Source organism: Pseudomonas sp. LB3P14 (assembly GCF_054898045.1).
In genome coordinates this window covers 4,064,817-4,088,328 of record NZ_CM142714.1, presented here as the reverse complement: position 1 = coordinate 4,088,328, position 23,512 = coordinate 4,064,817, and the positions used below count along the sequence as shown (strand labels likewise).

At 59.0% G+C, this 23,512-nt stretch carries 14 protein-coding genes; 9 read left to right on the top strand and 5 right to left on the bottom strand.

Translation table 11 applies throughout. The features are described from left to right. The first annotated feature begins 99 nt into the window (after positions 1-99). A complete protein-coding gene (locus ACYZT5_RS18860; protein WP_462046890.1) occupies positions 100-456 on the top strand; it encodes a hypothetical protein in 357 nt (118 codons plus the stop codon). 120 nt (positions 457-576) lie between these two features. On the opposite strand, the gene ACYZT5_RS18855 is transcribed toward ACYZT5_RS18860, so the two are convergent. After that, positions 577-1,398 (bottom strand): peptidoglycan DD-metalloendopeptidase family protein, encoded by an 822-nt coding sequence (locus ACYZT5_RS18855; RefSeq protein ID WP_462046889.1) that lies wholly within the window; start codon positions 1,396-1,398, stop codon positions 577-579. Positions 1,399-1,401: 3 nt separating this feature from the next. Next, the gene (gene xseA / locus ACYZT5_RS18850) at positions 1,402-2,781 is read right to left on the bottom strand and encodes an exodeoxyribonuclease VII large subunit (RefSeq protein WP_462052280.1); all 1,380 of its coding nucleotides are present in this window, start codon (positions 2,779-2,781) and stop codon (positions 1,402-1,404) included. Between the two features lie 154 nt (positions 2,782-2,935). Here xseA and ACYZT5_RS18845 point away from each other — a divergent pair, with 154 nt between their 5' ends. The 4 genes from ACYZT5_RS18845 to guaA all read left to right on the top strand — a co-directional run bounded on the left by ACYZT5_RS18845 (position 2,936) and on the right by guaA (position 7,658). Continuing rightward, positions 2,936-3,703 carry a sulfite exporter TauE/SafE family protein gene (locus ACYZT5_RS18845; protein WP_462046888.1) on the top strand — a complete coding sequence of 256 codons (768 nt, stop codon included), beginning with the start codon at positions 2,936-2,938 and terminating at the stop codon, positions 3,701-3,703. Between the two features lie 61 nt (positions 3,704-3,764). Further along, positions 3,765-4,313 (top strand): sugar ABC transporter ATPase, encoded by a 549-nt coding sequence (locus ACYZT5_RS18840; protein ID WP_462046887.1) that lies wholly within the window; start codon positions 3,765-3,767, stop codon positions 4,311-4,313. A 198-nt stretch (positions 4,314-4,511) separates the two neighbouring features. Further along, positions 4,512-5,981: an IMP dehydrogenase gene (guaB, locus tag ACYZT5_RS18835; protein ID WP_462046886.1), complete on the top strand. Its 1,470-nt coding sequence runs from the start codon at positions 4,512-4,514 to the stop codon at positions 5,979-5,981. A gap of 99 nt (positions 5,982-6,080) precedes the next feature. Then, positions 6,081-7,658: a glutamine-hydrolyzing GMP synthase gene (guaA, locus tag ACYZT5_RS18830; protein WP_266016673.1), complete on the top strand. Its 1,578-nt coding sequence runs from the start codon at positions 6,081-6,083 to the stop codon at positions 7,656-7,658. 98 nt (positions 7,659-7,756) lie between these two features. Here guaA and ACYZT5_RS18825 read toward each other — a convergent pair whose 3' ends face one another. The 3 genes from ACYZT5_RS18825 to treR form a co-directional block, all read right to left on the bottom strand. Next, complete coding sequence (locus tag ACYZT5_RS18825) at positions 7,757-12,070, bottom strand: membrane-targeted effector domain-containing toxin (RefSeq protein WP_462046885.1); 4,314 nt, start codon at positions 12,068-12,070, stop codon at positions 7,757-7,759. A 192-nt stretch (positions 12,071-12,262) separates the two neighbouring features. Continuing rightward, entirely contained in the window at positions 12,263-15,283 is a 3,021-nt protein-coding gene (locus ACYZT5_RS18820; protein WP_462052279.1) for a membrane-targeted effector domain-containing toxin, read from the bottom strand. A gap of 160 nt (positions 15,284-15,443) precedes the next feature. Beyond that, entirely contained in the window at positions 15,444-16,148 is a 705-nt protein-coding gene (treR, locus tag ACYZT5_RS18815; RefSeq protein WP_462046884.1) for a trehalose operon repressor, read from the bottom strand. A gap of 237 nt (positions 16,149-16,385) precedes the next feature. On the opposite strand from treR, the gene treP reads away from it, so the two are divergent. The 4 genes from treP (at position 16,386) to ptsP (ending at position 23,510) form a co-directional block, all read left to right on the top strand. Then, complete coding sequence (gene treP, locus ACYZT5_RS18810; RefSeq protein ID WP_462046883.1) at positions 16,386-17,828, top strand: PTS system trehalose-specific EIIBC component; 1,443 nt, start codon at positions 16,386-16,388, stop codon at positions 17,826-17,828. A 115-nt stretch (positions 17,829-17,943) separates the two neighbouring features. Beyond that, a complete protein-coding gene (gene treC / locus ACYZT5_RS18805; RefSeq protein ID WP_462046882.1) occupies positions 17,944-19,590 on the top strand; it encodes an alpha,alpha-phosphotrehalase in 1,647 nt (548 codons plus the stop codon). A gap of 105 nt (positions 19,591-19,695) precedes the next feature. Continuing rightward, complete coding sequence (locus ACYZT5_RS18800; RefSeq protein ID WP_462046881.1) at positions 19,696-20,919, top strand: carbohydrate porin; 1,224 nt, start codon at positions 19,696-19,698, stop codon at positions 20,917-20,919. A 62-nt stretch (positions 20,920-20,981) separates the two neighbouring features. Continuing rightward, positions 20,982-23,510 (top strand): phosphoenolpyruvate--protein phosphotransferase, encoded by a 2,529-nt coding sequence (gene ptsP / locus ACYZT5_RS18795; protein WP_462046880.1) that lies wholly within the window; start codon positions 20,982-20,984, stop codon positions 23,508-23,510. Positions 23,511-23,512: the final 2 nt, after the last annotated feature.

The window sequence follows — 23,512 nt, the reverse complement described above, 5'->3', positions numbered from 1 at the left end:
AGGTTTGAACGATGCGCAATTGAAAGTTGGCGGCTGCGGCTCGGTCAGGGCGGCTATTCTTAAAGACTCAACAGGACTACTGGCAGGCAGGAGTCGGCGATGAACGAGTCAGATTGGAAGCTTTATAGCGCGTTGCGTCCGTTGGCCCATGAGCGCATGTGTATCCGCATCATGGAGGAGGTCGAGCGTACGGTGCTGGATAAAAGTCTGGTGCCCTATGAGCGGATAGAAGCCAGCGAGGAACTGCTGCAGGCCGGGCAAAAAGAGCTGTATTGGGCGTTTGGTGTTTTCAGGTTCTCACGACATGAGGCCCGCTCTCACTTGCTCGGGCTGTGTGCCCGAGAGTTGATCACGTCTGAGGAATTGACCGGCTTCTCGGAGGACACTCAAACCTGGGTCAAAGAGTGTCTGGCACACAGGGAAGTCCATGGGATTGAAGACCTTGAGGCTGAATAAGCGGCGGCAGTGATGGCCTCTTCGCGAGCAGGCTCGCTCCCACAGTGGATCTTCGGTGCGACAAAGATCAAATGTGGGAGCGAGCCTGCTCGCGAAGAGGCCGGACGCCACAACGACAATTTATGGTTGAAACGCCCCAATGAAAATCGCTGGATCAACCCGCGCATCATTCAGGCTGACGTTCCAGTGCATATGCGGCCCGGTCGCGCGCCCGGTGGAACCGACTTTTCCTACCACTCCACCATGGGCCAATGGCTGGCCCACCTTCACGTCGATTTTCGACAGGTGGCAGAACATGCTGATAAAGCCCTGCCCGTGATCGACGAACACCGTGTTGCCGTTGAAAAAGTAGTTACCGATCAGGATCACCTTGCCGGCAGCCGGGGTCTTGATCGGCGTACCGGCAGGCACGGCGAAGTCCAGGCCGGCGTGAGGATTACGCTCTTCACCATTGAAGAACCGGCGCACACCGAACTTGCTCGACAGCGGGCCGTTGACCGGTTTGTCCAGCAGCAGGTTGCTCGGGGTAATCGGGCTGAAGCTGCGATAAGCCTGGATCTGTTCGGCCAGTTCGCCTTCGATGCGCTTGAGATTCTCCGGGTTCGGATTGACCTGTTGCGTATTCTTCAGGGTGATGTGCTGTTCCGGGTATTTCTTGCTGCCGACCGTGAAACTCAGATTACGACCGCCGCTACTGACTTGCTGTGTGCCCGGTTTAACCGTCAACGGCACGCCGACAATCGCCAGCCAATTGTTCTGTTCCTTGACCACCAACACCGGTTTGCCTTGATAGCTGGCCTTCGGTGCTTGGGCGGATGTGCCGAGATCGACCACCGCCACGCCGCCCGGCACCGGTTTGTCCAGCAGGCGGGTGATGTAACTGTCGGCGTGGGCGTTGAAGGTCAGGCACAGCAACAGCAGCGGAGCTAAAAAACGCGGCATGGATCAATCCAGTAAAGAAAGGGTGACGGGCGTCAGGTGATTGTCTTCAACCCGAACGTGTAGCTCGCCGTTGCCGAGTTTGGCTTTCAGGCGCTGACCCGTATGGGTTTGCTCGGCGCTGCGAATCGCGTTGCCGCGTTCATCCAACAGAATGCTGTAGCCACGGGCGAGGGTCGCAAGAGGGCTGACCACCTGCAGCGTCTGCACCTGACTTTGCAGTTGCAGGCGACGGGACTTGAGCCCTTCGCGCATGGCACGCGGCAGGCGCTCGGCGAAGCTGTCAAGGCGCTGACGAAGCATTGCCAGTTGCCGTCCCGGATGTTGCCCGGCGAGGCGGGTTTCCAGACGGATCAAGCGTTCGCGGCGGGTATTGAGGCTGCGTTCGAACGCGCGGCGCATGCGCATGTCCAGGTCATCAAGGCGTTGCGCTTGCTGGCGCAGACGTTCGCCGGGATGACGAAGGCGACGAGACATGCCTTCCAGGCGCAGTCGATCACGCATCAAACGGTCGCGGATGCGCATCACCAGCCGTCGATGCAGGCTTTCGACCCGACGAACCAGGTCGCTGGAATCCGGTGCGAGCAGTTCGGCGGCGGCGGAAGGCGTCGGGGCGCGGACGTCGGCCACGAAGTCGCTGATCGATACGTCGGTTTCATGGCCGACGGCGCTGACAATTGGCGTCACGCAAGCATCCACGGCGCGGGCCACGGCTTCTTCGTTGAAGCACCATAGGTCTTCCAGCGAACCGCCGCCACGGGCCAGGATCAGCGCGTCGAAACCGCGGGCGTCCGCCAGTTTCAGTGCGCGGACAATCTGCGCGGTGGCTTCGCGGCCCTGCACGGCAGTGGGGATCAGCGTCAGCTGCACTTGCGGCGCGCGGCGGCGGAATACGCTGATGATGTCGCGGATCACCGCGCCAGTCGGCGAGCTGATGATGCCGATGCGTTGCGGATGCGCCGGCAGCGGTACTTTGCGCTCGGCACTGAACAGGCCTTCGGCGCTGAGTTTTTCCTTCAACGCATCGAAGGCCAGACGCAGCGCACCGTCACCTGCAGGCTCCACGGTATCGAGGATCAGCTGATAGTCGCCGCGGCCCTCGAACAGCGAAACCTTGCCGCGGACCTTGACCGCCAGGCCATCCTTCAATGCCTGACGAACCCGCGCCGCGTTCTGCCGGAACAGTGCGCAACGCACCTGGGCACCGCTGTCCTTGAGGGTGAAATACACATGGCCGGACGCCGGGCGGGCGAGGTTTGAGATTTCGCCTTCAACCCAGATGTTGCTGAACACGTCTTCAAGCAACACCCGCGCGCGGCCGTTGAGCTGGCTGACAGTCAGGACTTCACGGTCCAGGCCGAGTCTTGCAAAGGGATCTTTAATCATGGGGCGCATGATAAAGGCAATCTCCTACGCAATGCACGATCCCCTGTAGGAGCTGCCGAAGGCTGCGATCTTTTGATATTGATTTTTAAGATCAAAAGATCGCAGCCTTCGGCAGCTCCTACAGTGATCACAGGTATTCAAGGAAGATGTTTAGATGAACGTGCTTGAGTTGTTGCACCAATGGCCATTCGGCGCGACGGATTGGCTGGTGATCGGGTTGGGCATCGCCTTGGCCTACATCGTGTTCGGTATCGCCGGTTTCGGCACCGCGTTGGTGGCGGGGCCGATTCTGATCCTGTTCATGCCGCTGTCGAAAATCGTACCGCTGCTGGTGCTGCTGGATTTCGTCGCGGCGTTCGGCAATCTGCTGCCGTCGCGGCGGGATGTGGCGAAGCCCGAGTTGCTGCGGCTGCTGCCATGCATGGCGCTGGGCTGCACGCTGGGGGTGATCTTTCTGCTGAACCTCAAATCCGATCTATTGTTGCTGTTGATGGGCTTGTTCATCAGCCTCTATGCGGTTTACAGCCTGTGGGTCAACGCCCGGCCGACGCAATTAGCCGCCGCTTGGGCAGTGCCGATGGGCACGGTAGGCGGGATGTTCGGGGCGTTGTTTGGTAGTGGCGGCTTTTTATATGCGATCTATTTGAACAGTCGACTGCCCAAGGATACCGCCCGGGCCACCCAGAGTGCGCTGATCAGTTGCAGCACCGTGGTGCGCTTGAGCCTGTTTGCTGTCGCGGGTGTGTATGCCGAGCTACCCTTGTTGGTATTGGCGCTGTGTTTGTTGCCGGCCATGGCATTGGGGCTGTGGATAGGCCGGCGATTGACCATGAGATTGTCCCGCGAGGAGTTTGTGCGGCTGGTGACCTGGTTGGTGCTGGCCAGTGGGATTGCCTTGATCGGACGATATTTGAGTACTTGACCTCTGAAGCCGGGTGCTTAAGCTGCCGGGCTTCTTTAAAGTGTTCGCAGCAGGCCGCACCATGAATTCGCAAAGCATCATCGTCCCGAAAATCTCCACACTGCCGGTACACGAACCCCGGGCTCGGGCGGTCGTGCGTTGGCTGGTGCGCAAGAACATCATCAAGGAAGAACTGACCACCTGCGGCCGCACCGGCAACCGCATGGCTCATGCCATCGGCGATGGTGCCCGCGCTGTCGTGCTGCATCCTGAAGCGCTGCCGTTCGGCGAACCGATCAATGGCCTGGAAATCATCACCAAGCGCTGCATCTATACGCCGGCCAAGGGTTTCCTTGAGGAGGCGGGCTGCGCCGAGTGCCGCAAGGAAGTCGGCGAAGCGCTGTTCGAAAGCCTGGAAGAATGGATGCCGGGGCGTACCGATAACTTCACTTGTCCGGAATGCGGACATGAAGATGACATCAACGGCTTTCTTTTCCTGCAGGAATGCGGCTTTTCCAACCTGGGTTTTATCTTCAACAACTGGGCCGAGGCCGGATTCAAGCAGAGCTTTATCGACGAATTTGCCGATTGGCTCGATCAACCCGTTAGCTGGGTGAAAGTCGAACTGTAAATGTAGGAGCGAGGCTTGCCCGCGAAGCTTTTAGCGTCAGTGATGACGCCTTCGCGGGCAAGCCTCGCTCCTACGGGATTTGTGCGCAAAATCCCCGTCGATCGACCGCATCGATAATAGACAGAGTTTTACATTGAACCCGAGGGGGTGTCTGACTATAATGGCGCGCTTCCATTTTCCCGCTCGGGAGCCCCCGCGATGCTGCGTATCAGCCAAGAAGCTCTGACATTCGACGACATTCTCCTAGTGCCTGGTTATTCCGAGGTGCTTCCTAACGAAGTCAGTCTCAAGACCCGCCTAACCCGTGGCATCGAGCTGAATATTCCTCTGGTTTCTGCCGCCATGGACACCGTCACTGAAGCCCGTCTGGCAATCGCCATGGCTCAGGAAGGTGGCATCGGCATCATCCACAAGAACATGACCATCGAGCAGCAAGCTGCCGAAGTGCGTAAGGTCAAGCGTTACGAGGCCGGCGTGGTCAAGGACCCGATCACCATCGAGGCTGACGCCACGGTTCGTGAGCTGTTCGAACTGACCCGCATGCACAATATCTCCGGCGTTCCGGTACTGCACGACGGCGACCTGGTCGGCATCGTCACTTCCCGTGACGTGCGTTTCGAGAACCGTATGGACGCCTCGGTCCGTGAAGTGATGACGCCTAAAGAGCGTCTGGTCACGGTCAAGGAAGGCGCCGACAAGAACGACGTCCGCGAGTTGTTGCACAAAAACCGTATTGAACGCGTGCTGATCGTCGACGACAAATTTGCCCTCAAAGGCATGATGACCGTCAACGACATCGAAAAAGCCAAGGCTTACCCATTGGCCAGCAAGGACGATCAAGGTCGTCTGCGTGTTGGCGCTGCAGTCGGTACCGGTAAAGACACCGGTGATCGCGTAGCCGCCCTGGTCAATGCCGGCGTTGACGTGGTGGTGGTCGACACCGCTCACGGCCACTCCAAAGGTGTGATCGACCGCGTTCGCTGGGTCAAGCAGAACTTCCCTGAAGTGCAGGTCATTGGCGGCAACATCGCCACCGGCGCTGCCGCCAAGGCTCTGGCCGAAGCAGGCGCCGACGCCGTCAAGGTCGGTATCGGCCCAGGCTCGATCTGCACCACCCGTATCGTTGCCGGTGTCGGTGTCCCGCAAATCAGTGCCATCGCCAACGTCGCCGCTGCCCTTGAAGGCACAGGCGTTCCGTTGATCGCCGACGGCGGCATCCGTTTCTCCGGTGACCTGTCCAAGGCCATCGTTGCCGGTGCTTCCTGCGTGATGATGGGCTCGATGTTCGCCGGTACTGAAGAAGCACCAGGCGAGATCGAACTGTTCCAGGGTCGTTCGTACAAGGCTTACCGTGGCATGGGTTCGCTGGGCGCCATGTCCCAGGCTCAAGGTTCCTCCGACCGTTACTTCCAGGACTCCTCGGCAGGCGCCGAGAAACTGGTTCCGGAAGGTATCGAAGGGCGTGTTCCTTACAAGGGCACCCTGAGCGCCATCATCCACCAACTGATGGGCGGCCTGCGTTCCTCGATGGGCTACACCGGCAGTGCCGACATCGAAGAAATGCGCACCAAGCCTGAGTTCGTGCGGATCACCGGCGCTGGCATGGCCGAATCCCACGTTCACGACGTGCAAATCACCAAAGAAGCGCCAAACTACCGCGTAGGTTGAGCCTTCTAGCAAAAAGTTAAGTAACCGGGGCTGTTTTATTCAGCCCCGAGTTGTTTCTGAATCACGACTGTTTCTGAATTACTAAGACGAGACTGAATCATGGCCCTCGACATTCACGCTCACCGCATCCTGATCCTCGACTTCGGTTCCCAGTACACCCAGCTGATTGCTCGCCGCGTGCGTGAAATCGGCGTGTACTGCGAACTGCATCCGTTCGATATGGATGAAGACGCGATTCGCGAATTCGCTCCAAAAGGCGTCATTCTCGCCGGCGGCCCCGAGTCCGTGCACGAAGCCAACAGCCCTCGCTGCCCGCAAGCGGTGTTTGACCTGGGCGTACCGGTCTTCGGTATCTGCTACGGCATGCAGACCATGGCTGAACAGCTGGGTGGCAAGGTTGAAGGTTCCGAGCTGCGTGAGTTCGGTTACGCCCGTGTCGATGTGGTCGGCAAGAGCCGCCTGCTCGACGGCATCGAAGACCACATCGACGCCGATGGCCTGTTCGGCCTCGACGTATGGATGAGCCACGGTGACAAGGTCACCAAGATGCCTCAGGAATTCCACATCCTGGCCAGCACCCCGAGCTGCCCGATCGCCGGCATGTTCGACGACGCTCGCGGCTACTACGGCGTGCAGTTCCACCCGGAAGTGACCCACACCAAGCAGGGCGGTCGCATCCTCTCGCGTTTCATCCTCGACATCTGCGGCTGCGAAGCCCTGTGGACGCCTTCGAAGATTGCTGAAGACGCCATCGCTCAAGTCCGCGCTCAGGTCGGCACCGACAACGTACTGCTCGGCCTGTCCGGCGGTGTGGACTCCTCGGTGGTTGCGGCACTGCTGCACAAAGCCATCGGCGACCAGTTGACCTGCGTCTTCGTCGACAACGGCCTGCTGCGACTGCACGAAGGCGAGCAAGTGATGGCCATGTTCGCCGAGAACATGGGCGTCAAGGTGATCCGCGCCAACGCTGAAGATCAGTTCCTCGACAATCTGGCAGGCGAAAGCGACCCAGAGAAGAAGCGCAAGATCATCGGCCGTACCTTCATCGACGTCTTCGATGCCCAGTCCAACAAACTGGACAACATCAAGTACCTCGCCCAAGGCACCATCTACCCGGACGTGATCGAGTCGGCTGGCGCCAAAAGCGGCAAGGCTCACGTGATCAAGTCGCACCACAACGTGGGTGGCCTGCCGGAAGAAATGAACCTCAAGCTGGTTGAACCCCTGCGCGAGCTGTTCAAGGACGAAGTTCGTCGTCTGGGCCTGGAACTGGGCCTGCCGTACGACATGGTCTACCGTCACCCGTTCCCGGGCCCTGGCCTGGGCGTGCGGATTCTCGGTGAAGTGAAAAAGGAATACGCCGATCTGCTGCGTCGCGCCGACCACATCTTCATCGAAGAACTGCGCAAGGCCGACTGGTATCACAAGGTCAGCCAGGCCTTCGTGGTGTTCCAGCCGGTGAAATCGGTTGGCGTTGTCGGCGATGGCCGTCGTTACGCCTGGGTGGTTGCCCTGCGTGCCGTGGAAACCATCGACTTCATGACCGCGCGTTGGGCTCACCTGCCTTACGAACTGCTGGAAACCGTTTCCGGCCGCATCATCAATGAAATCGAAGGTATCTCCCGCGTCACCTACGACGTGTCGAGCAAGCCGCCAGCGACGATTGAGTGGGAGTGATCCCGCGCAAGCCTTAATGGCTTGAATGCAGGTTCGACAAAAAGCCGCGTGAAACGATGTTTCACGCGGCTTTTCTTTTTTTTAATTATAGGGAGTGGTTACAGGGGTTTGGACCAACCGGCCAGTTTCATGCCTCGCTGATCCAGTGCCTTGAGCAGCGCTTCGACGCTGTCGAAGCGTTTCTCATGAACGGTCGGCCAGGCCGGACGCTCAATGTAAACGCGGCCGGATTCGAAGTGGATCTCGGTCTGTACGATCGCATTATCGCGCCCGCGATGAACCAGATCAGTGCCGCGCAGTTCCTTTTTCAACGTGTACATACCCGGTCGGGAGAGTATCCGTTCAATCTCTGAGGTCGATCGTGTGTACCACGGCGTTTCAACTTGCAGGCGCAGATCGCCTTTGACCAGAGCCTCATTTTTGCCCATTTGATCGGAAAGACTTTTGCCCGGATCAGGTTCGATGCCCTTGGATTGACCTTCGGCAACATCTTCGGCGCGCAGGCCAACGACGCCTTCGAGTTCACTGACACCGGCAACACCTTCGTACGTGTTCGAGTGGGAGTTCCCCATCAGTGCCACCCAGTTATGCGGCCCGCGTGCTGTCTGGTCGGCCTCGATCACGGTGTGGGCATAGAAATTCATCATTTTCTGACGTGCCGTCGGGTCGGCGATTCTCATCCCTTCAGTTCGGTAACTGGCCATACAGTCGATGGCCTGAACCCGTATGCCGTTGCGGTTTGCCTCCTTGACCAGGTTGAGAAAAGTGTAGCGTTGCAGCGGATCGGTCATGTGCCCGTCGTCGAGTTGGCGCAGGTACAGCTCAAGATCTCGGGGCATCACAGACGTCCTGGCGAAATTGTCCAGTGCGACCTGATGGAAATCCGTAAGCAGGTGTTCGGAGTAGAGGGTCTTCACGCCCTTGTTGGCCAATGCTTGCATATTGTCGATGAGCCATTGCTTGCTGCCGATATTGGCATGGCTTTCGCCGATGACCAGCCCGCGGAATTGCTCAAACAATCGCTCGATGACCGCGTGCGCCGGCAATGCTGGATCCATGGGCGCAATCGGTGGACGCGCCGCAAGGCGCCGTTGGGAATAAAAGCGCGCCGCAGCCTCATACAATTGTTTGCGTATCGCCTTGAACGTGTCATAGGACGAGTTCTTCTCGCTGCGCGTAACGGCAGTATCCTCCAACAGACGGCCCTCATTGCCCCTTGCAGCGCTTTTCAGGTCGGCTCGCGTCTCCATCGGGATCTCATAGGGCGAGGTGATTCGAGGCGGGTCCGTCATCGCCAGGTCGGGGATTTCCGGTGCTCGAGTACCGGGGGCGGATGCGGGCGGTTCGATATCCGGCAGCGTGCCGGGGGCGGCCGATGGGTCAATGCGCACCTGCCTCTGTGTCAGCCCTTCATCTTCAAGGGCTGCGGCCAGCTCATGCACACTGTCGAAGTGACGGCCGCTGACCGCTGCCCATCTCGGGCGGATGATGGAAAAACCTGCCCCATCCTGCTGGATCGGCGTATGAATCAGGCTGCCATCGCCACTGCGGTGAACAAGACTGGACGGCTCCTGCAGCATGAACATGCCGGGCTTGGGCAACGCCTCCTCCAGGGTGCGGGCCGTCATGGTCACAGGCGGGGCGCTCAATTGCAGGCGCAGGTCGCTCTTCAGTTCATCGAAGGGTCGTCCCAGGATGTCCTTGACCTTTTTCCCTGGATCAGTGGTCAGTCCCTGAGCCTGGCCGAACGCGCTTTCGTCGACGCGCAGCGCCACGGCACCTTCTAATTCACTCAGTCCGGCGACTTTCTCGATAGTGCTGGCGCGCTCTTCATCCACCAGCGCCACCCAGCGATGAGCGCCCCGGATGGTCTGATCGGTCCGCAGGATCGTGTTCGAATAGTAATTCATCATTTTTCGATTGCTGGCCTGAGTGGTCGCTTCCATCTGCGGAAAGCGACGGCTGGCCATGCTGTCGATGGCTTGCACGCGAATGTGGTTTTTCTGCGCGGTTTTCACCAGCTCGGTGTAGGAATAAGGTCCGGCCGGGTCAGTATTGAACCGGATGTCCAGGGCCTTCAGGTAACGTTCGAGTGCGGGCGGCATCTTGCCGGTCTTGTGGAAAACATCCAGATCCGCTTGATGGAAGTCCGTGAACAGATGATCCATGTACAGGGTTCTGATCTTTTGCTTGTTCAGAGCCTTGAGGTTGTCGATCAGCACCTGCCTGGCGCTGGTGCCGGAACTGCCTTGCCCTATCACCAGACCAGGGTTCTCGCTGAACAGGCGCTTGGTCATTTCAGCAAACGGCGTCGTCGGTTTGAAGACCGGTACGAGCGGACGCGGCGGTAATTCAGGGGCGACATAGAAGGTGATGGCGTCGTCGTAGAGAGTGCGGCGTGCTGTCTTGAAGTCTTGATAGAAACGGTCGCTGCTGTCCTGCGGGTCCAGCGGAAAATCATTGACGTCAGCTTCGGCCACCGGTTGCAGCGCCGGTCTCGACGCTGGCGGCACGTCGTACGCCAGCGGCTGTGCTCCCACCTCTGGCAGGGGATCGGCCGTGTGACCCCAGGGGAATTTTCCAAATATTTTCATCCCGCCCTTGAGGCCAGCGCGGGTGGCGGGCTGCCATTCCAGGTATTCGTTCAAACGCACCGGAACATTGCGGTAAAACGAAAAGGGATTATTTGGATCGATAATCACCCAGCCACGCAGTTGCTCGACATAGCGAACCTGGTAATAGCCGCCGCTCCCCGCGCGGCGCATGTAGATGTATTGTCTGCCTGACGGGGTCTGGATAATTTCCTTGAACTTGGGGTCGCCGGCCTCGATGCGGGAGGCCTCAGTCATCTCGGTCTTGAACGACGCGAGAAAGTCCTCCGGCTCCGCGGGCAGGATGCGTGTCGGCGCGATATCTTCCAAGGCGGGCAGCGGCGTGCGGGCAATCGCCGCTTCGGCGAGTTTTTCTTCCGGTGCGAAGAAAGTATTGGCTTCGGCAATTTCCGGCAGACGGCCACTGCCCTTGATAAAGGTTGCGTTGAACAAGGTATCGATCGTCGCGAAAATCGCGCCCGTCACCGCGGCCTTGCGTGCGCCACGGGTCTTGCCGTTAACCGCCTGATCAATCTGCAAGCCGACGTTGGCGATGCCGGCACCGACGACCGCCAGTGCCACCGGCCAGCCGACGGCTGCCATGGGGCCAAACATGCGGCCGAAGGCATTGAGATAGCCGACCCACAACTTTTTCCGCAGATCGCCATTGGTGTGCATCATGAAGGTGGCGTCGCTGAGCATGCGCACATGGGTGGCGCTTGCGAGGAACGTGAAAGCATCCTCGTTGAACGCTTCGCTGGTGTGTTCGATCAGGGTGTGATCGGCGCTGTCCCAGGTGCTGACCAGTAGGTCCAGAACGTGGTTGAGCCCGACATTTTCGATATGCGGTGCGCGCCATAGCGTCGAAGCCAAACCCACCACTGGCCCGAGTAGCCAGAGCCATTTTCTTTTTGCCACGGCGCGCCAGGAGGTGTCTTCCATGATGTCGTGGTCGGCGACCTGGAAGTGCGCCAGGAAGCGCTTGCGGTCAGCGGGTTTCCTGGTTTGCGACAATACCCACCAATGCAGATCGCGGTAAGACTGGAAGGCGTGCAGCCCCCAGGTTTCACCGGGTACGTAGAGAATCTCTCTGCCATGACCATCGTGGATGCACAGGATATCTGTCGCCACGAAGTCGCCAATCTTCAGCAAACTGATTCGTAGCCCATCGACCGGCGGCGCGTCCTCTTCCAGCATCTGCAGCGTCACCGGCCAGCTCACATTGCTGGCCACGGCTTTGATCACGGTTCGGAAATTATCATCCGACAACCGGCCGCCCTCGCGGTCCTCCATGGCTTTGGCGAGAAAGGTGCATTTGGCCAGGGTGCGGAATGTCTTGCTGTGCTTGGTCCAGAACGAAGCGACCTTTTGATCGAAGAGATCAGCAAAGTTAATCGCCCAGAAATCCTTCAGCACCTCGTTGCCATGCATCCGCACTTCATTGGTTTCGTCAAAACCTTCAGTCTCCGGCCCGGCCGTGTAGAAGCCTCCATCGACGTCCAGCATATCGGCGTCGTCCTGATCGCCGACGCGGAAACGCTGGATCACCAGTTGCGGCAAGGTCATGGACTCAGTGGGTTTTGCGCCATGGTGTTCCCAGCCCGTGAAGGCTTTCCAACTGCTGTTGGAGTATTTGAAACGGTGCCAGTAAACCTGTTCGGGTTCGAGGTGGGTTACGCCATGTTTGAGCAGAATATCCTTGGCGAACTCGCCTGCCATTTCGTACATGTCGGGGCAGGCCTGGATCAACGCGGGTACCAGGCCCTTGAGCGCCAGTCTGTCGGCGGCGTTGGGTAATGCGGTGCTTTCTGAGGTGTCCACAGTCTTTCCTTGATCGTGGTGTGGGAAGAATTGCGATCATTTCAGGAGGCGCACGGCAGGTCTGTCAGGCATCGGGTTGATCGGTTGTCGTATCAATAGGTGGGGGGCATGGGAAAACGTCCCGAGGCGGGTGCGACTTCCGGTGCGGGCGGGGCGCCTGAGCCCCACCCGCGGTCTCGGGGGAATTGCAGGTCAAGCCGGGATGCGACTTTGCAGGCTCAGGCCCATTTGATTCATCCTCCCGGACAGTTGCTTCAGACTGTCAAAGGGAACGCCGCTGACCTGACCCCATGACGGACGATCAACGTAATAGCGCCCGTCGACCAAAACCTGCACCGGAGTCCGCACAAGCTGTTCGGTCTGACTGCGGTGAAACAACGTGTAGTTGCCCTCTGACTGCTCAAAGCAATACATGCCCGGACGGTTCAGCAGTCTTCTTAACTGCTGATCGTTGCGGCTGACCGGCGCTGCCTCCATCTGCAGGAGCAGATCGGCGTAAAAGGTTTCGACTTTTCCGTGTGCCGTCCCATCCTGAGCGAAGGGCCCCCTTTCGATGGCGATGCCGGGGTCTACCGAAATACGCTCGCCTTGTCCCGGATTGACTTCTTCTATCCGCAATCCGATGCCGCCTTCCAGTTCGCTGATGCCTGCCAGTTCTCTGAACGTGTTGGTGTTTTCGACACCGGTCAACACGACCCACTTGTCGACGTTATTAACGGCTTTATCCATATCCATGATGTCGGTTGTCAGATGGTTTGTACTCATCTGCTCTTCAACCCGTGTGAACGAGACTGTCTTCCTGTAAGTCGCCGCGCAGTCGGTGGCCTGAACACGAATTCCGTTTTGCCTTGCGACTTTTACCAGCGCCAGTTCATTGAACTGCCCTGAGGGGTCGGTACCGAGGCGGGTCAAATAGTGTTCCAGATCTTCGGACATGACGCCGCTCTTGAAGTAAGCGTTCAGGTCAGCTTGGACAAAATCATTGAGCAGGCGTCGCACATACAAGGTCTTGACGCCTTGTTTCGCCATATCAGCCAGGTTCTCGATCATGAATCGCATGCTGGTAATGCGCCCCAGGGTTTCACTGATGACCAGCCCGGGTGAGTTCTGGAAGACCTGGGTAAGGAGGTCCGTGATGGTGGTTGACGCATTGACGACGGGTATCTCCGGGCGCGGCGGTAGGTTGGCCCACGGCAGGTTTCTGTAAAAACGCAGGGCGGAGGTCAACAGCGCTCTGGCTTTGTCGGCGAAGTGCAGGGCATACCGATCCGGAGCGATCAAGGCGCCATCGGGCCCGATCTGCACGCGAATGTGTGTTTCCCGTAGTTGCAAGGCCCATTTTCTCAGTGCCGATCGATGCGCCAATGCGACGTCATAGGGTGTTTTCACCAAACCAATGCGGGTCGATGACGAGGGCTGAGGATCGGTGACCGGCGGGGTAGGCGACGTGCCGGCTTCAGGCGCAGGCTGCTCGGGTTCGCCTTGTGTGGGTTCGCGAACGTCCAGTTCCAGCTCCACCGTGCATTCCTTGCCCATGCACTGGCCTCCACCCTTGAGTCCCAGCCGTGTCATGCGCTCCCAGTTACCTTCGGCATTCAAGCGTACCGGCAGTGAGTGAATGAACTGGTTCGGCCTCTCCGGATCGACGATCGCCCAAAAACCGTCGCCTTGTGAGGCGTCGAAGTAACGCACGTAATAGGCGCTGTCGTTCATCAGAATGGCGTAGGGAGGATCAGAGTCCAGCCGGTAGATACCCTCAAACTTTCCAGGTTCAGCGACGGGCGTGTAGCCGTCCAACAGCTCGTTGGATTGAAACGTTTGCGCGATCTCGGCTATTTGCACCGTTTCAGACGCTGTCGGGGACACTTGTTCCAGCGCGGGCACTATCCAGTTCGATTCTTCGGGTTCCAGTTCGCCCGCCGTGGCTTCCACTTCTCCTGCTGCTTCGCTGGTCTCGGCGACCTCCGCCAGTGACCCCGTGCCTTTCAAAAACGGCAGGTTGAACAAGGCATCAATGCCACTGAGGATCGCGCCGATAACGCCTGCCTTGCGCTCGGTAGTCGTCTTGCCGTTGACGGCCTGGTCGATGTTCAGTCCCATGCTGGCGAGGCTGGCGCCAATCACCGGCAGCGCGACTGGCCAGCCAACGGCAGCCATCGGACCAAACACCTTCAAACCGGCGCTCAGGTAGCCGATCCACAATTTTTTCCGCAGATCGCCATTGGACGTCAATGACAGATCCGCCTCGGCGGACATCGCCGCCTGGGTCGTGTCTCGCACCCAGCTAAAGGCATCGTTCGTCACGTGCTGGTCTTTCTGATTGATCATGTGGTGATCGGAATGGCCCCAGGTGCTGACGAGCCGATTCATCAGATCTGTGATGTTTTCGTTGATGTCATGACGGTCGGCCAGTGGGAAATGGCTGAGAAACAGTTGGCGAGGGGCTTTTTCGTTCATCTGTTGCAAGAACCACCAATGCACGTCGGTAGGGGTTTGCAGCACATGAAACGATTCGGTTTCACCCGGCGTATAAAGGATTTGCCGGCCTTTCAGATCGATGATGCGCAGGATATTGGTCGCCACATGACCGTCGATATCCAGCGCGCCAACGTTCAGCCCGTGGCCGGCCGGGTTCTCGGATTGCAGCATTTGCAGACTGACCGGCCAACTCAGCGGGCCGATGACCGCGCTGGCCACCGTTTGAAAGTCATCGTCAGTCAATACGCCGCTATCCCGTGCTTCAACGGCCTTGCTGAGGAAGTTGCACTTGGCCAGGGTGCGGAAGTCGTGGGAGAAGTCGTTCCAGAACGCTTGTAACTTATTGCGGTAAACGTCGCTGAAATTGATGTTCCAGAATTCTTTCAGAACCTCATCGCCATGCAGGCGGATTTCATTGGTGTGATTGAACTCGTCGGCCTCCGGCCCTGCCGAGTAGAAGCCTGAATCGACGTCCAGCATATCGGCGTTGTCCTGATCACCAACGCGGAACCGGTGGATCACCAGTTGCGTCAAGGTCATGGATTCAATGGGTCTTGTGCAACAGTGATCCCAGCCAGTGAATGCTGTCGAACTGCTGCTGGAGAACTTGAAACGGTGGAAGTAGACCTTGTCGGGGTCGTGGCCGACGACACCGAATTTGACGAGTAGCTGACTGGCGACCTCATGAGCGGTGTCCTGCAGACTCGGGCAAGCCGTGACGACTTTGACGGCGATGGCCTTGAGGGCGGCCTTGTCAGCCGCATTGGGCAGTGGACGGGTTTCAATCGGGTTATGTGCTCTCGATCCTTGAGAAATGGCCGTTGAGAATGGCTCATTCGCTCAAGGGGAGTGCACTACATATGTACCGCAGAACCGCGTTCGAGGTTGTGTATTGTCAGCGCCGGGCCACGTCCGAAAAGTAGAACTTGTCCAGGGTATGCCGTGATTCGGTGTACTCGAACTGCCGACCGTCCTGCAAAAACGTCTGGTTGCTGACCACGATCACATGGCTTTGGCCATCGAGGTCCAGGTGTTGCTGGTCGTCCTTGCTCCGGGGCACGGCTTCAATGGTGCGCTGGGCATAGGCGATTTGCAGTTGCAGCGTCTGCTCGATGAAGGCGTAGATTGAGTGCTCGGCAATGTCGCGGGACAGGCCGGGGATCACGCCGCTGACGAAATGGTTGATGTCCAGGATCACCCGTTTGCCATCAATCCGCCGCACCCGTTTGATTCGCGTGATCAGGCTGCCGGCATCGGCCTGGATGTGTTCCAGCAGCGCACCTTCGAGGGGGATCTGATCGAATTCGACGACCTCGGTGCTGACGTCGTTGCCCAGGCGTGGATAAGTTTCCTGAAAGCTGACGATGCCGCCGAGCTGGAATTCGATCGGGTTTGTCGACAGCACGAACGTGCCTTTGCCATGGACTTTCTGAGCGAAACCGCGCTCCTGCAATTGTTCGATGGCCTTGCGCACGGTGCCGCGACTGGCCTGGTAGCTGTCCATCAGTTCGGTTTCGGAAGGCAATCGGGCGCCGCGTTCCAGACGTTCGGTCGTGATGCTGGCAAGCAGATCGCTGTAGATCTGGTTGTATTTACTCATGGGGATGGCTCTGTACTGCGCTGTACTCAAGGTTTCGAACCTTAAGGGCAGGGTAGGGGTTTGTCCATGCGGCTTTGGGTTTCATCGACTTCAAAGGTAGGAAATGTCGCCGCCGGTCGGGTTCAGAGTAAACAAAATCAAACTCGTCTGTACGAGTTGTTGCTTTAACTCGTACAGACGAGTAATTTTCGCTTCGGCGTGCTGCCAATAACAAAAAACTACAGCGGAAGATCAAGCATGAGCCACGACTATCCGAACATCGCCAGCGAGCTGCTGCAAAGCCTCGGTGGCAGCGACAACCTCGAGCAGGCTGCGCATTGCGTCACACGGCTGCGCCTGGCCCTCAAGGACCCGAGCCTGGTCAACAGCGGCAACTTGAACCAGATCGATCTGGTCAAAGGCTCGTTCTTCACCGGCGGCCTGTTTCAGGTGGTCATTGGCCCCGGCGAGGTTGAAAAGGTTTACGCCGAATTGCGCCGTCAAACCGGTCTCGCGGCTTCAACTATCGCCGACGTTAAACAAAAAAGCGCCGACAAGATCAACGCCATGCAGCGTCTGGTGCGGGTGTTTTCCGACGTCTTCATGCCAATCCTTCCGGCGCTGATCATTGCCGGCCTGCTGATGGGCATCAACAACCTGATCGGCGCCAAGGGCATGTTCATCGAGGGCAAGACCCTGCTGGACGCCTATCCGAAGCTTGACGGGCTCTGGAGCCTGATCAACCTGATGGCCAACACCTCGTTTGTATTCCTCCCGGCGCTGGTGGGCTGGTCGGCGGCGAAACGGTTTGGCGGCAGCGAAATCCTCGGCATCGTGCTCGGCCTGATGCTGGTACACCCGGATTTGCTCAATGCCTGGAACTACGGCAAGGCAGTGGCTGGCCTCGATGGTCAGAGCCTGCCGTACTTCGATATTTTCGGCTGGTTCAAGATCGAGAAGGTCGGTTATCAGGGGCAGATCCTGCCGATCCTGATGGCGGCCTACGTGATGAGCGTCATCGAGAGATGGCTGCGGGCGCGGGTGCCGAACGCGGTGCAATTGCTGGTGGTGCCGATCACCACCATCGTCGTCACCGGCGTGTTGGCGCTGGCGGTGATCGGCCCGGTGACCCGGCATCTGGGGATTCTCATCACCGAAGGCGTGGTCATGCTGTTCGACCTCGCGCCGATGGTCGGCGGTGCGATTTTCGGTTTGCTCTACGCGCCGCTGGTGATCACCGGCATGCACCACATGTTCCTCGCGGTCGACTTGCAGCTGATCTCCACCCAAGGCGGCACCTTCATCTGGCCGATGATCGTCATGTCCAACCTTGCACAGGGCAGCGCGGCATTGGCGGTGTTCTACATGACTCGTAATGTGCGGGATAAAAGCATGGCCTCGACCTCGGCGATTTCTGCTTACTTCGGCATCACCGAGCCGGCCATGTTCGGGGTCAACCTGCGCTACAAATTCCCGTTCTACGCGGCCCTGATCGGCTCGGCCCTGGGCTGCATCTTCCTGTCGCTGAACAAGGTCCAGGCCTCGGCGATCGGCGTCGGCGGCTTGCCCGGTTTCATCTCGATCATTCCGCAGTTCATTCCGATGTTCGTGATCGGGATGGTCATTGCCATGGTTGTGCCGTTTGTTCTGACCTGCGCGTTGAGCATGAAGATTGTTCGGCCGGGGTATCGGGTCGCCTGATAGACCCATTCGCGAGCAGGCTCGCTCCCACATTGGAATGCGATCACCTGTGGGAGCGAGCCTGCTCGCAAAGGGGCCCTCAAGGCCTGTACAAAACTTATTGAAGGAATCAGTCATGCAAGACTGGCAACGTTCGGTGATCTACCAGATCTACCCGAAAAGCTTTCACAGCCACGCTGGCAACCCTACCGGGGATTTGCTCGGCGTCGTAGCCAAACTCGACTACCTGCACTGGCTGGGTGTCGATTGCCTGTGGATCACGCCATTCCTGCGCTCGCCCCAGCGCGACAATGGCTACGACATCAGCGATTACTACGCCATCGACCCGAGTTACGGGACCATGGCCGATTGCGAATTGCTGATCGCCGAGGCCGGCAAGCGCGGGATCAAGCTGATGCTCGATATCGTGGTCAACCACACTTCCATTGAGCACACCTGGTTCCAGCAGGCCCGCAGCAGCCTCGACAACCCGTACCGGGATTTCTACATCTGGCGCGACCAGCCGAACAACTGGGAATCCAAGTTTGGTGGCTCGGCGTGGGAGTACGAGGCCCAGACCGGTCAGTATTTCCTGCACCTGTTCGATCACACTCAGGCCGACCTGAACTGGGACAACCCCAAGGTGCGCGCCGAAGTCTTCAAGATGATGCGTTTCTGGCGTGACAAAGGCGTGGGCGGTTTCCGACTGGACGTGATCAACCTGATCTCCAAACCGGCGGATTTTCCCGAGGACAACAGCGACGGTCGGCGCTTCTATACCGACGGCCCGAACGTCCACGAATACTTGCAGCAAATGCATCGCGAAGTCTTCGAAGGCCATGACCTGATCAACGTCGGCGAGATGTCGTCCACCAGTCTTGAGCACTGCATTCGCTACTCGCGGCCGGAGTCGAAAGAACTGTCGATGACCTTCAATTTCCATCACCTGAAGGTCGATTATCCGAACCTGCAAAAGTGGATTCGCGCCGATTTCGACTTCCTCGAACTGAAGCGAATCCTTTCCGATTGGCAAATCGGCATGCAGGCCGGCGGTGGCTGGAATGCGCTGTTCTGGTGTAACCACGACCAGCCACGGGTGGTCTCGCGGTTTGGCCATGACGGCGAGTATCGGGTGCTCTCGGCGAAGATGCTCGGCACGGCGCTGCACTTCCTCCAGGGCACGCCGTTCGTGTACCAGGGCGAGGAACTGGGCATGACCAATCCGGGTTTCGATCACATCGATCAGTACCGCGATGTCGAGACGCTGAACATCTTCCGGCTCAAGCGCGAGGCGGGAGCGAGCGACGCCGACAACATGGCGGCGATCATGCAGAAGTCCCGGGACAACGGCCGTACGCCGATGCACTGGAACGCCGAGCCTAACGCCGGTTTCAGCGCTGTCGATCCGTGGATCGGGGTGCCAGCCAACGCCGCGCAGATCAACGTCGCGACCCAGCTCGACGACCCAGATTCCGTGTTGCATCACTACCGTCAGTTGATCGCCCTGCGTCGCACTGAGGCGCTGATGTCCGATGGTGTCTATCGGCAATTGTTGCCGGAGCACACGCAAATCTGGGCGTATGTGCGTGAGGGTAGTGGCGAACGGTTGCTGGTGCTGAACAACTTCTACGGCACGCCATGCGAATTCATGTTGCCGGATGAAGTGATCAGCGAAGCGATGGCCCAACGTCTGGTCATCAGCAATTACCCGGACTGTCCGGCGCGAAATTCGCAGGTCCTCTTACGGCCTTATGAGTCATTCGTGCTGCATATGACCGACTGACCGACCGAAAAAAAACACCGAATTAAAAAACACGCAGAACGCTGCGCGGGGGAGTTTTGCGCGCCGATTTTGCCGCTGCACACAATAAAAATAATGGGGTAGCTCTTGAAAACAACAATAAATCGCAGCCTTGCAGCCGCGAGTGTATGCCTGGCGTTGCCACTGTCGGCACAAGCCCTGGAATTCGGGGGGTACTTGCGTAGCGGCGTCGGCACTTCGGTCAACAGCAGTAAACAGCAGTGTTTCCAGCTGCCGGGCGCGCAGACCAAATATCGGTTGGGCAACGAATGCGAGCAGTACGGCGAGCTGGAGTTGCGGCAGGATTTGTACACGCTGGATGACGGTTCGGTATTCAGCGTCGACGGCATGGTTTCGTTGTACAACCAGTACGACAAGGACCTGACCTTCAACGGTGATAACGGCTCGGTGCGCCTGCCGCAGCTGTACGCGCAATGGTCGAACATGCCCGCCCTCAACGGCGGTTCACTGTGGGCCGGGCGGCGTTACTACAAACGGAACGATATTCACATTTCCGATTTCTACTATTGGAATCAGAGCGCCACCGGTGGTGGTATCGAAGACGTGCTGATCGGCGATCTGAAATACAGCTACGCCTTCTCGCGCAAGGACAACCTGTACCAGAAGGACTACATCAACCGACACGATTTCAACATCGCAGGCTTCAACACCAACCCCGGCGGTGAACTGGAGTTCGGCCTGAGCTACATCGACAAACCCGACAGCCGAGAGGCTCATCGCGGTTGGGCGATCACCACCCAGCATGTGCAGAAAGGTTTTCTGGGCGGCAAGAACAAACTGGCCTTCCAGTACGGCGAAGGTCCCGGCACCGGATTGGGCTATACCGGTAACGTGAAGCTGGACGACAGCAACAAAAGTTACCGGGTGGTGGAGTTCTTCGACTGGCAAGTGACGCCGCGATTTGGCGGGCAAGTCGAGGCGGTTTATCAAAAGGACATTCGCCCCGGCGGATCGGACCAGAACTGGATTTCCCTGGGCGTTCGCCCGGCCTATGCGCTCACCGAGCAGTTCAAACTGGTGGCCGAACTGGGTCACGATCAGGTCGAAGCCACAGGCGGTACGCGCAAGCTGAGCAAATTCACTTTTGCTCCGACGTGGTCGCCCAAGGGCCCCGAATTCTGGGAACGCCCCGAGGTGCGTCTGTATTACACCTATGCGAGCTGGAACGAGGCGGCCAAACGGGCGGCCAATGAACTGGCGGCGGGTTCGGCGTTGTCCGATACCGGAGCCTTCGGCACCGCGCGACACGGTTCGAAAGTCGGATTGCAGGTCGAGTACTGGTGGAAATAAGCGATGCTGTCGGAGCCTCGCGCTCCATCGGCACTTCAAAGAACAAAACAGCAGGTGACGTCATGGCCACATCTCAACAATTGCAACTGCTGGCTCCTTTGTCCGGCGTGCTGATGCCGCTGGATCAGGTGCCGGACCCGGTGTTCTCCAGTCGTGTGATCGGCGACGGTCTGTGCATCGATCCGACCACGCAAACCCTGTGCGCACCGCTGGCCGGGGTTGTCAGCAATGTGCAGGCCAGTGGGCACGCGGTCAGCATCACCGACGACCACGGTGTTCAGGTGTTGATGCACATCGGGCTCGACACCGTGAACCTGGCCGGCCAGGGCTTCACCCGGTTGGTGGAGGAAGGCCAGCGGGTTGAAGCGGGTCAGGCCCTGATCGAGTTCGATGCCGATTTTGTTGCGTTGAATGCCCGCAGCCTGCTGACGTTGATGCTGGTGGTCAGCGGTGAGCCGTTCATTTGGCTGACGCCGGAAACGGGTTTGGTAGAAAGTGGTCAGCCGCTACTGAGTTTGAATCCCGTCGAGCAGACAACTGATGAGCCGGTGCCGGAAGAGGGCGAAGCACTGTTTTCCAAACCGGTGACACTGGCCAACCCGAACGGCTTGCACGCCCGTCCGGCAGCGGTGTTTGCCCAGGCGGCGAAATGTTTTTCGGCGAGCATTTACCTGCATAAACAGCAGGCGAGTGCTAACGCGAAATCCTTGGTGGCAATCATGGCGTTGCAGACGGCTCACGGTGACGTTTTGCAAGTCAGCGCGGCCGGCCCGGACGCTGAAGCGGCGATCAAGGCACTGGCCGAATTGCTGACCGCCGGATGTGGCGAGACGGTAGCCGTGATGGCACAGGTTGAGACGATTGAAGCGTCATCGCTGAAGGTTTTGCGCGGAGTCTGTGCCTCGGCGGGTTCGGCGTTTGGCCAGGTGATGCAGATCGCCGAGCAGACGCTTGAAGTGAGCGAGTTCGGCGTCGGTCCGCAGGTTGAGCGAGAGCACCTGTCTCGGGCCTTGGCTCAAGCGGTGCTGGCCTTGCAGCAGCTGCGTGACAACACCACCAGGGATGCCCAGGCAGAGATTTTCAAGGCGCACCAGGAACTGCTTGAAGACCCGAGTCTGCTGGATCAGGCCGAGGCGCTGATCATCGAAGGCAAAAGTGCCGGGTTCGCCTGGCGCGCGGCCACCGAGTCGGCGGCAACCTTGTTCAAAAGTCTGGGCAATGCCTTGCTGGCGGAGCGGGCGGCGGATCTGGCCGATGTCGGCCAGCGGGTGCTCAAGCTGATCCTCGGCGTACAGGATCAGGCGATGGAGCTGCCTGAAGGGGCGATCCTGATCGCCGAACAACTGACGCCGTCACAGACCGCCGGGCTAGATACCCGCAAGGTACTGGGTTTCGCCACGGTCGGTGGCGGGGCTACCAGCCACGTCGCGATCCTCGCTCGGGCGTTCGGTTTGCCGGCGATCTGCGGGCTGCCCGTTCAGGTGCTGGCGCTGGCCAACGGCACCCAAGTGTTGCTCGACGCCGACAAGGGCGAGCTGCATCTGGACCCGGATCTGGCGGCTATCGAGCAGCTGCAAGCCAACCGTCAGCGTCAACAGAAGCGCCATCAATATGAGCTGGCGCACGCTGCGCTGGCGGCTTGTACCCGCGATGGTCACCCTTTTGAAGTGACGGCCAACATCGCCTCGCTGGCTGAAGCGGAGCAGGCCATGGCACTGGGAGGCGAGGGCGTCGGTTTGCTGCGTTCGGAGTTTCTTTATCTGGATCGAAATCATGCGCCGAGCCATGACGAGCAGGCGTCCACCTACAGCGCCATCGCCAAGGCACTCGGGCCTACGCGTAATCTGGTGGTGCGTACACTGGATGTCGGCGGTGACAAACCGCTGGCCTATGTACCGATGGCCAGCGAAACCAACCCTTTCCTCGGCATGCGCGGGATTCGTTTGTGCCTGGAGCGCCCGCAGCTGTTGCGCGATCAGTTCAAAGCGATCCTGAGCAGCGCCGGGCTGGCCCATCTGCACATCATGCTGCCCATGGTCGCGCAGCTGTCGGAGTTGCGACTGGCCCGGCAGCTGCTTGAGGAAGAGGCGCTGGCATTGGGCCTTACTGAACTGCCGAAACTGGGGATCATGATCGAAGTGCCGGCAGCGGCACTGATGGCGGATCTGTTTGCGCCCGAGGTGGATTTCTTCTCTATCGGCACCAACGACCTGACCCAATACACCCTGGCCATGGATCGCGATCATCCGCGCCTGGCCAGTCAGGCCGACAGCTTTCATCCGTCGGTGTTGCGGCTGATCGCCAGCACCGTAAAGGCCGCCCATGCCCATGGCAAATGGGTGGGTGTGTGCGGCGCCATGGCGTCCGAGACGCTGGCGGTGCCGTTGTTGCTGGGACTTGGGGTGGATGAACTGTCGGTGAGTGTGCCGCTGATTCCGGCGATCAAGGCGGCGGTTCGCGAAGTGGATCTGGTGGACTGCCAGGCCATCGCCCAGCAAGTGCTGGGCCTGGAAAGCGCCGAGCACGTGCGCGAGGCGTTGCGGCTGTATCACGAGGCGACGGTCGATACTTCACTGGTACTGGAGAACTGAGC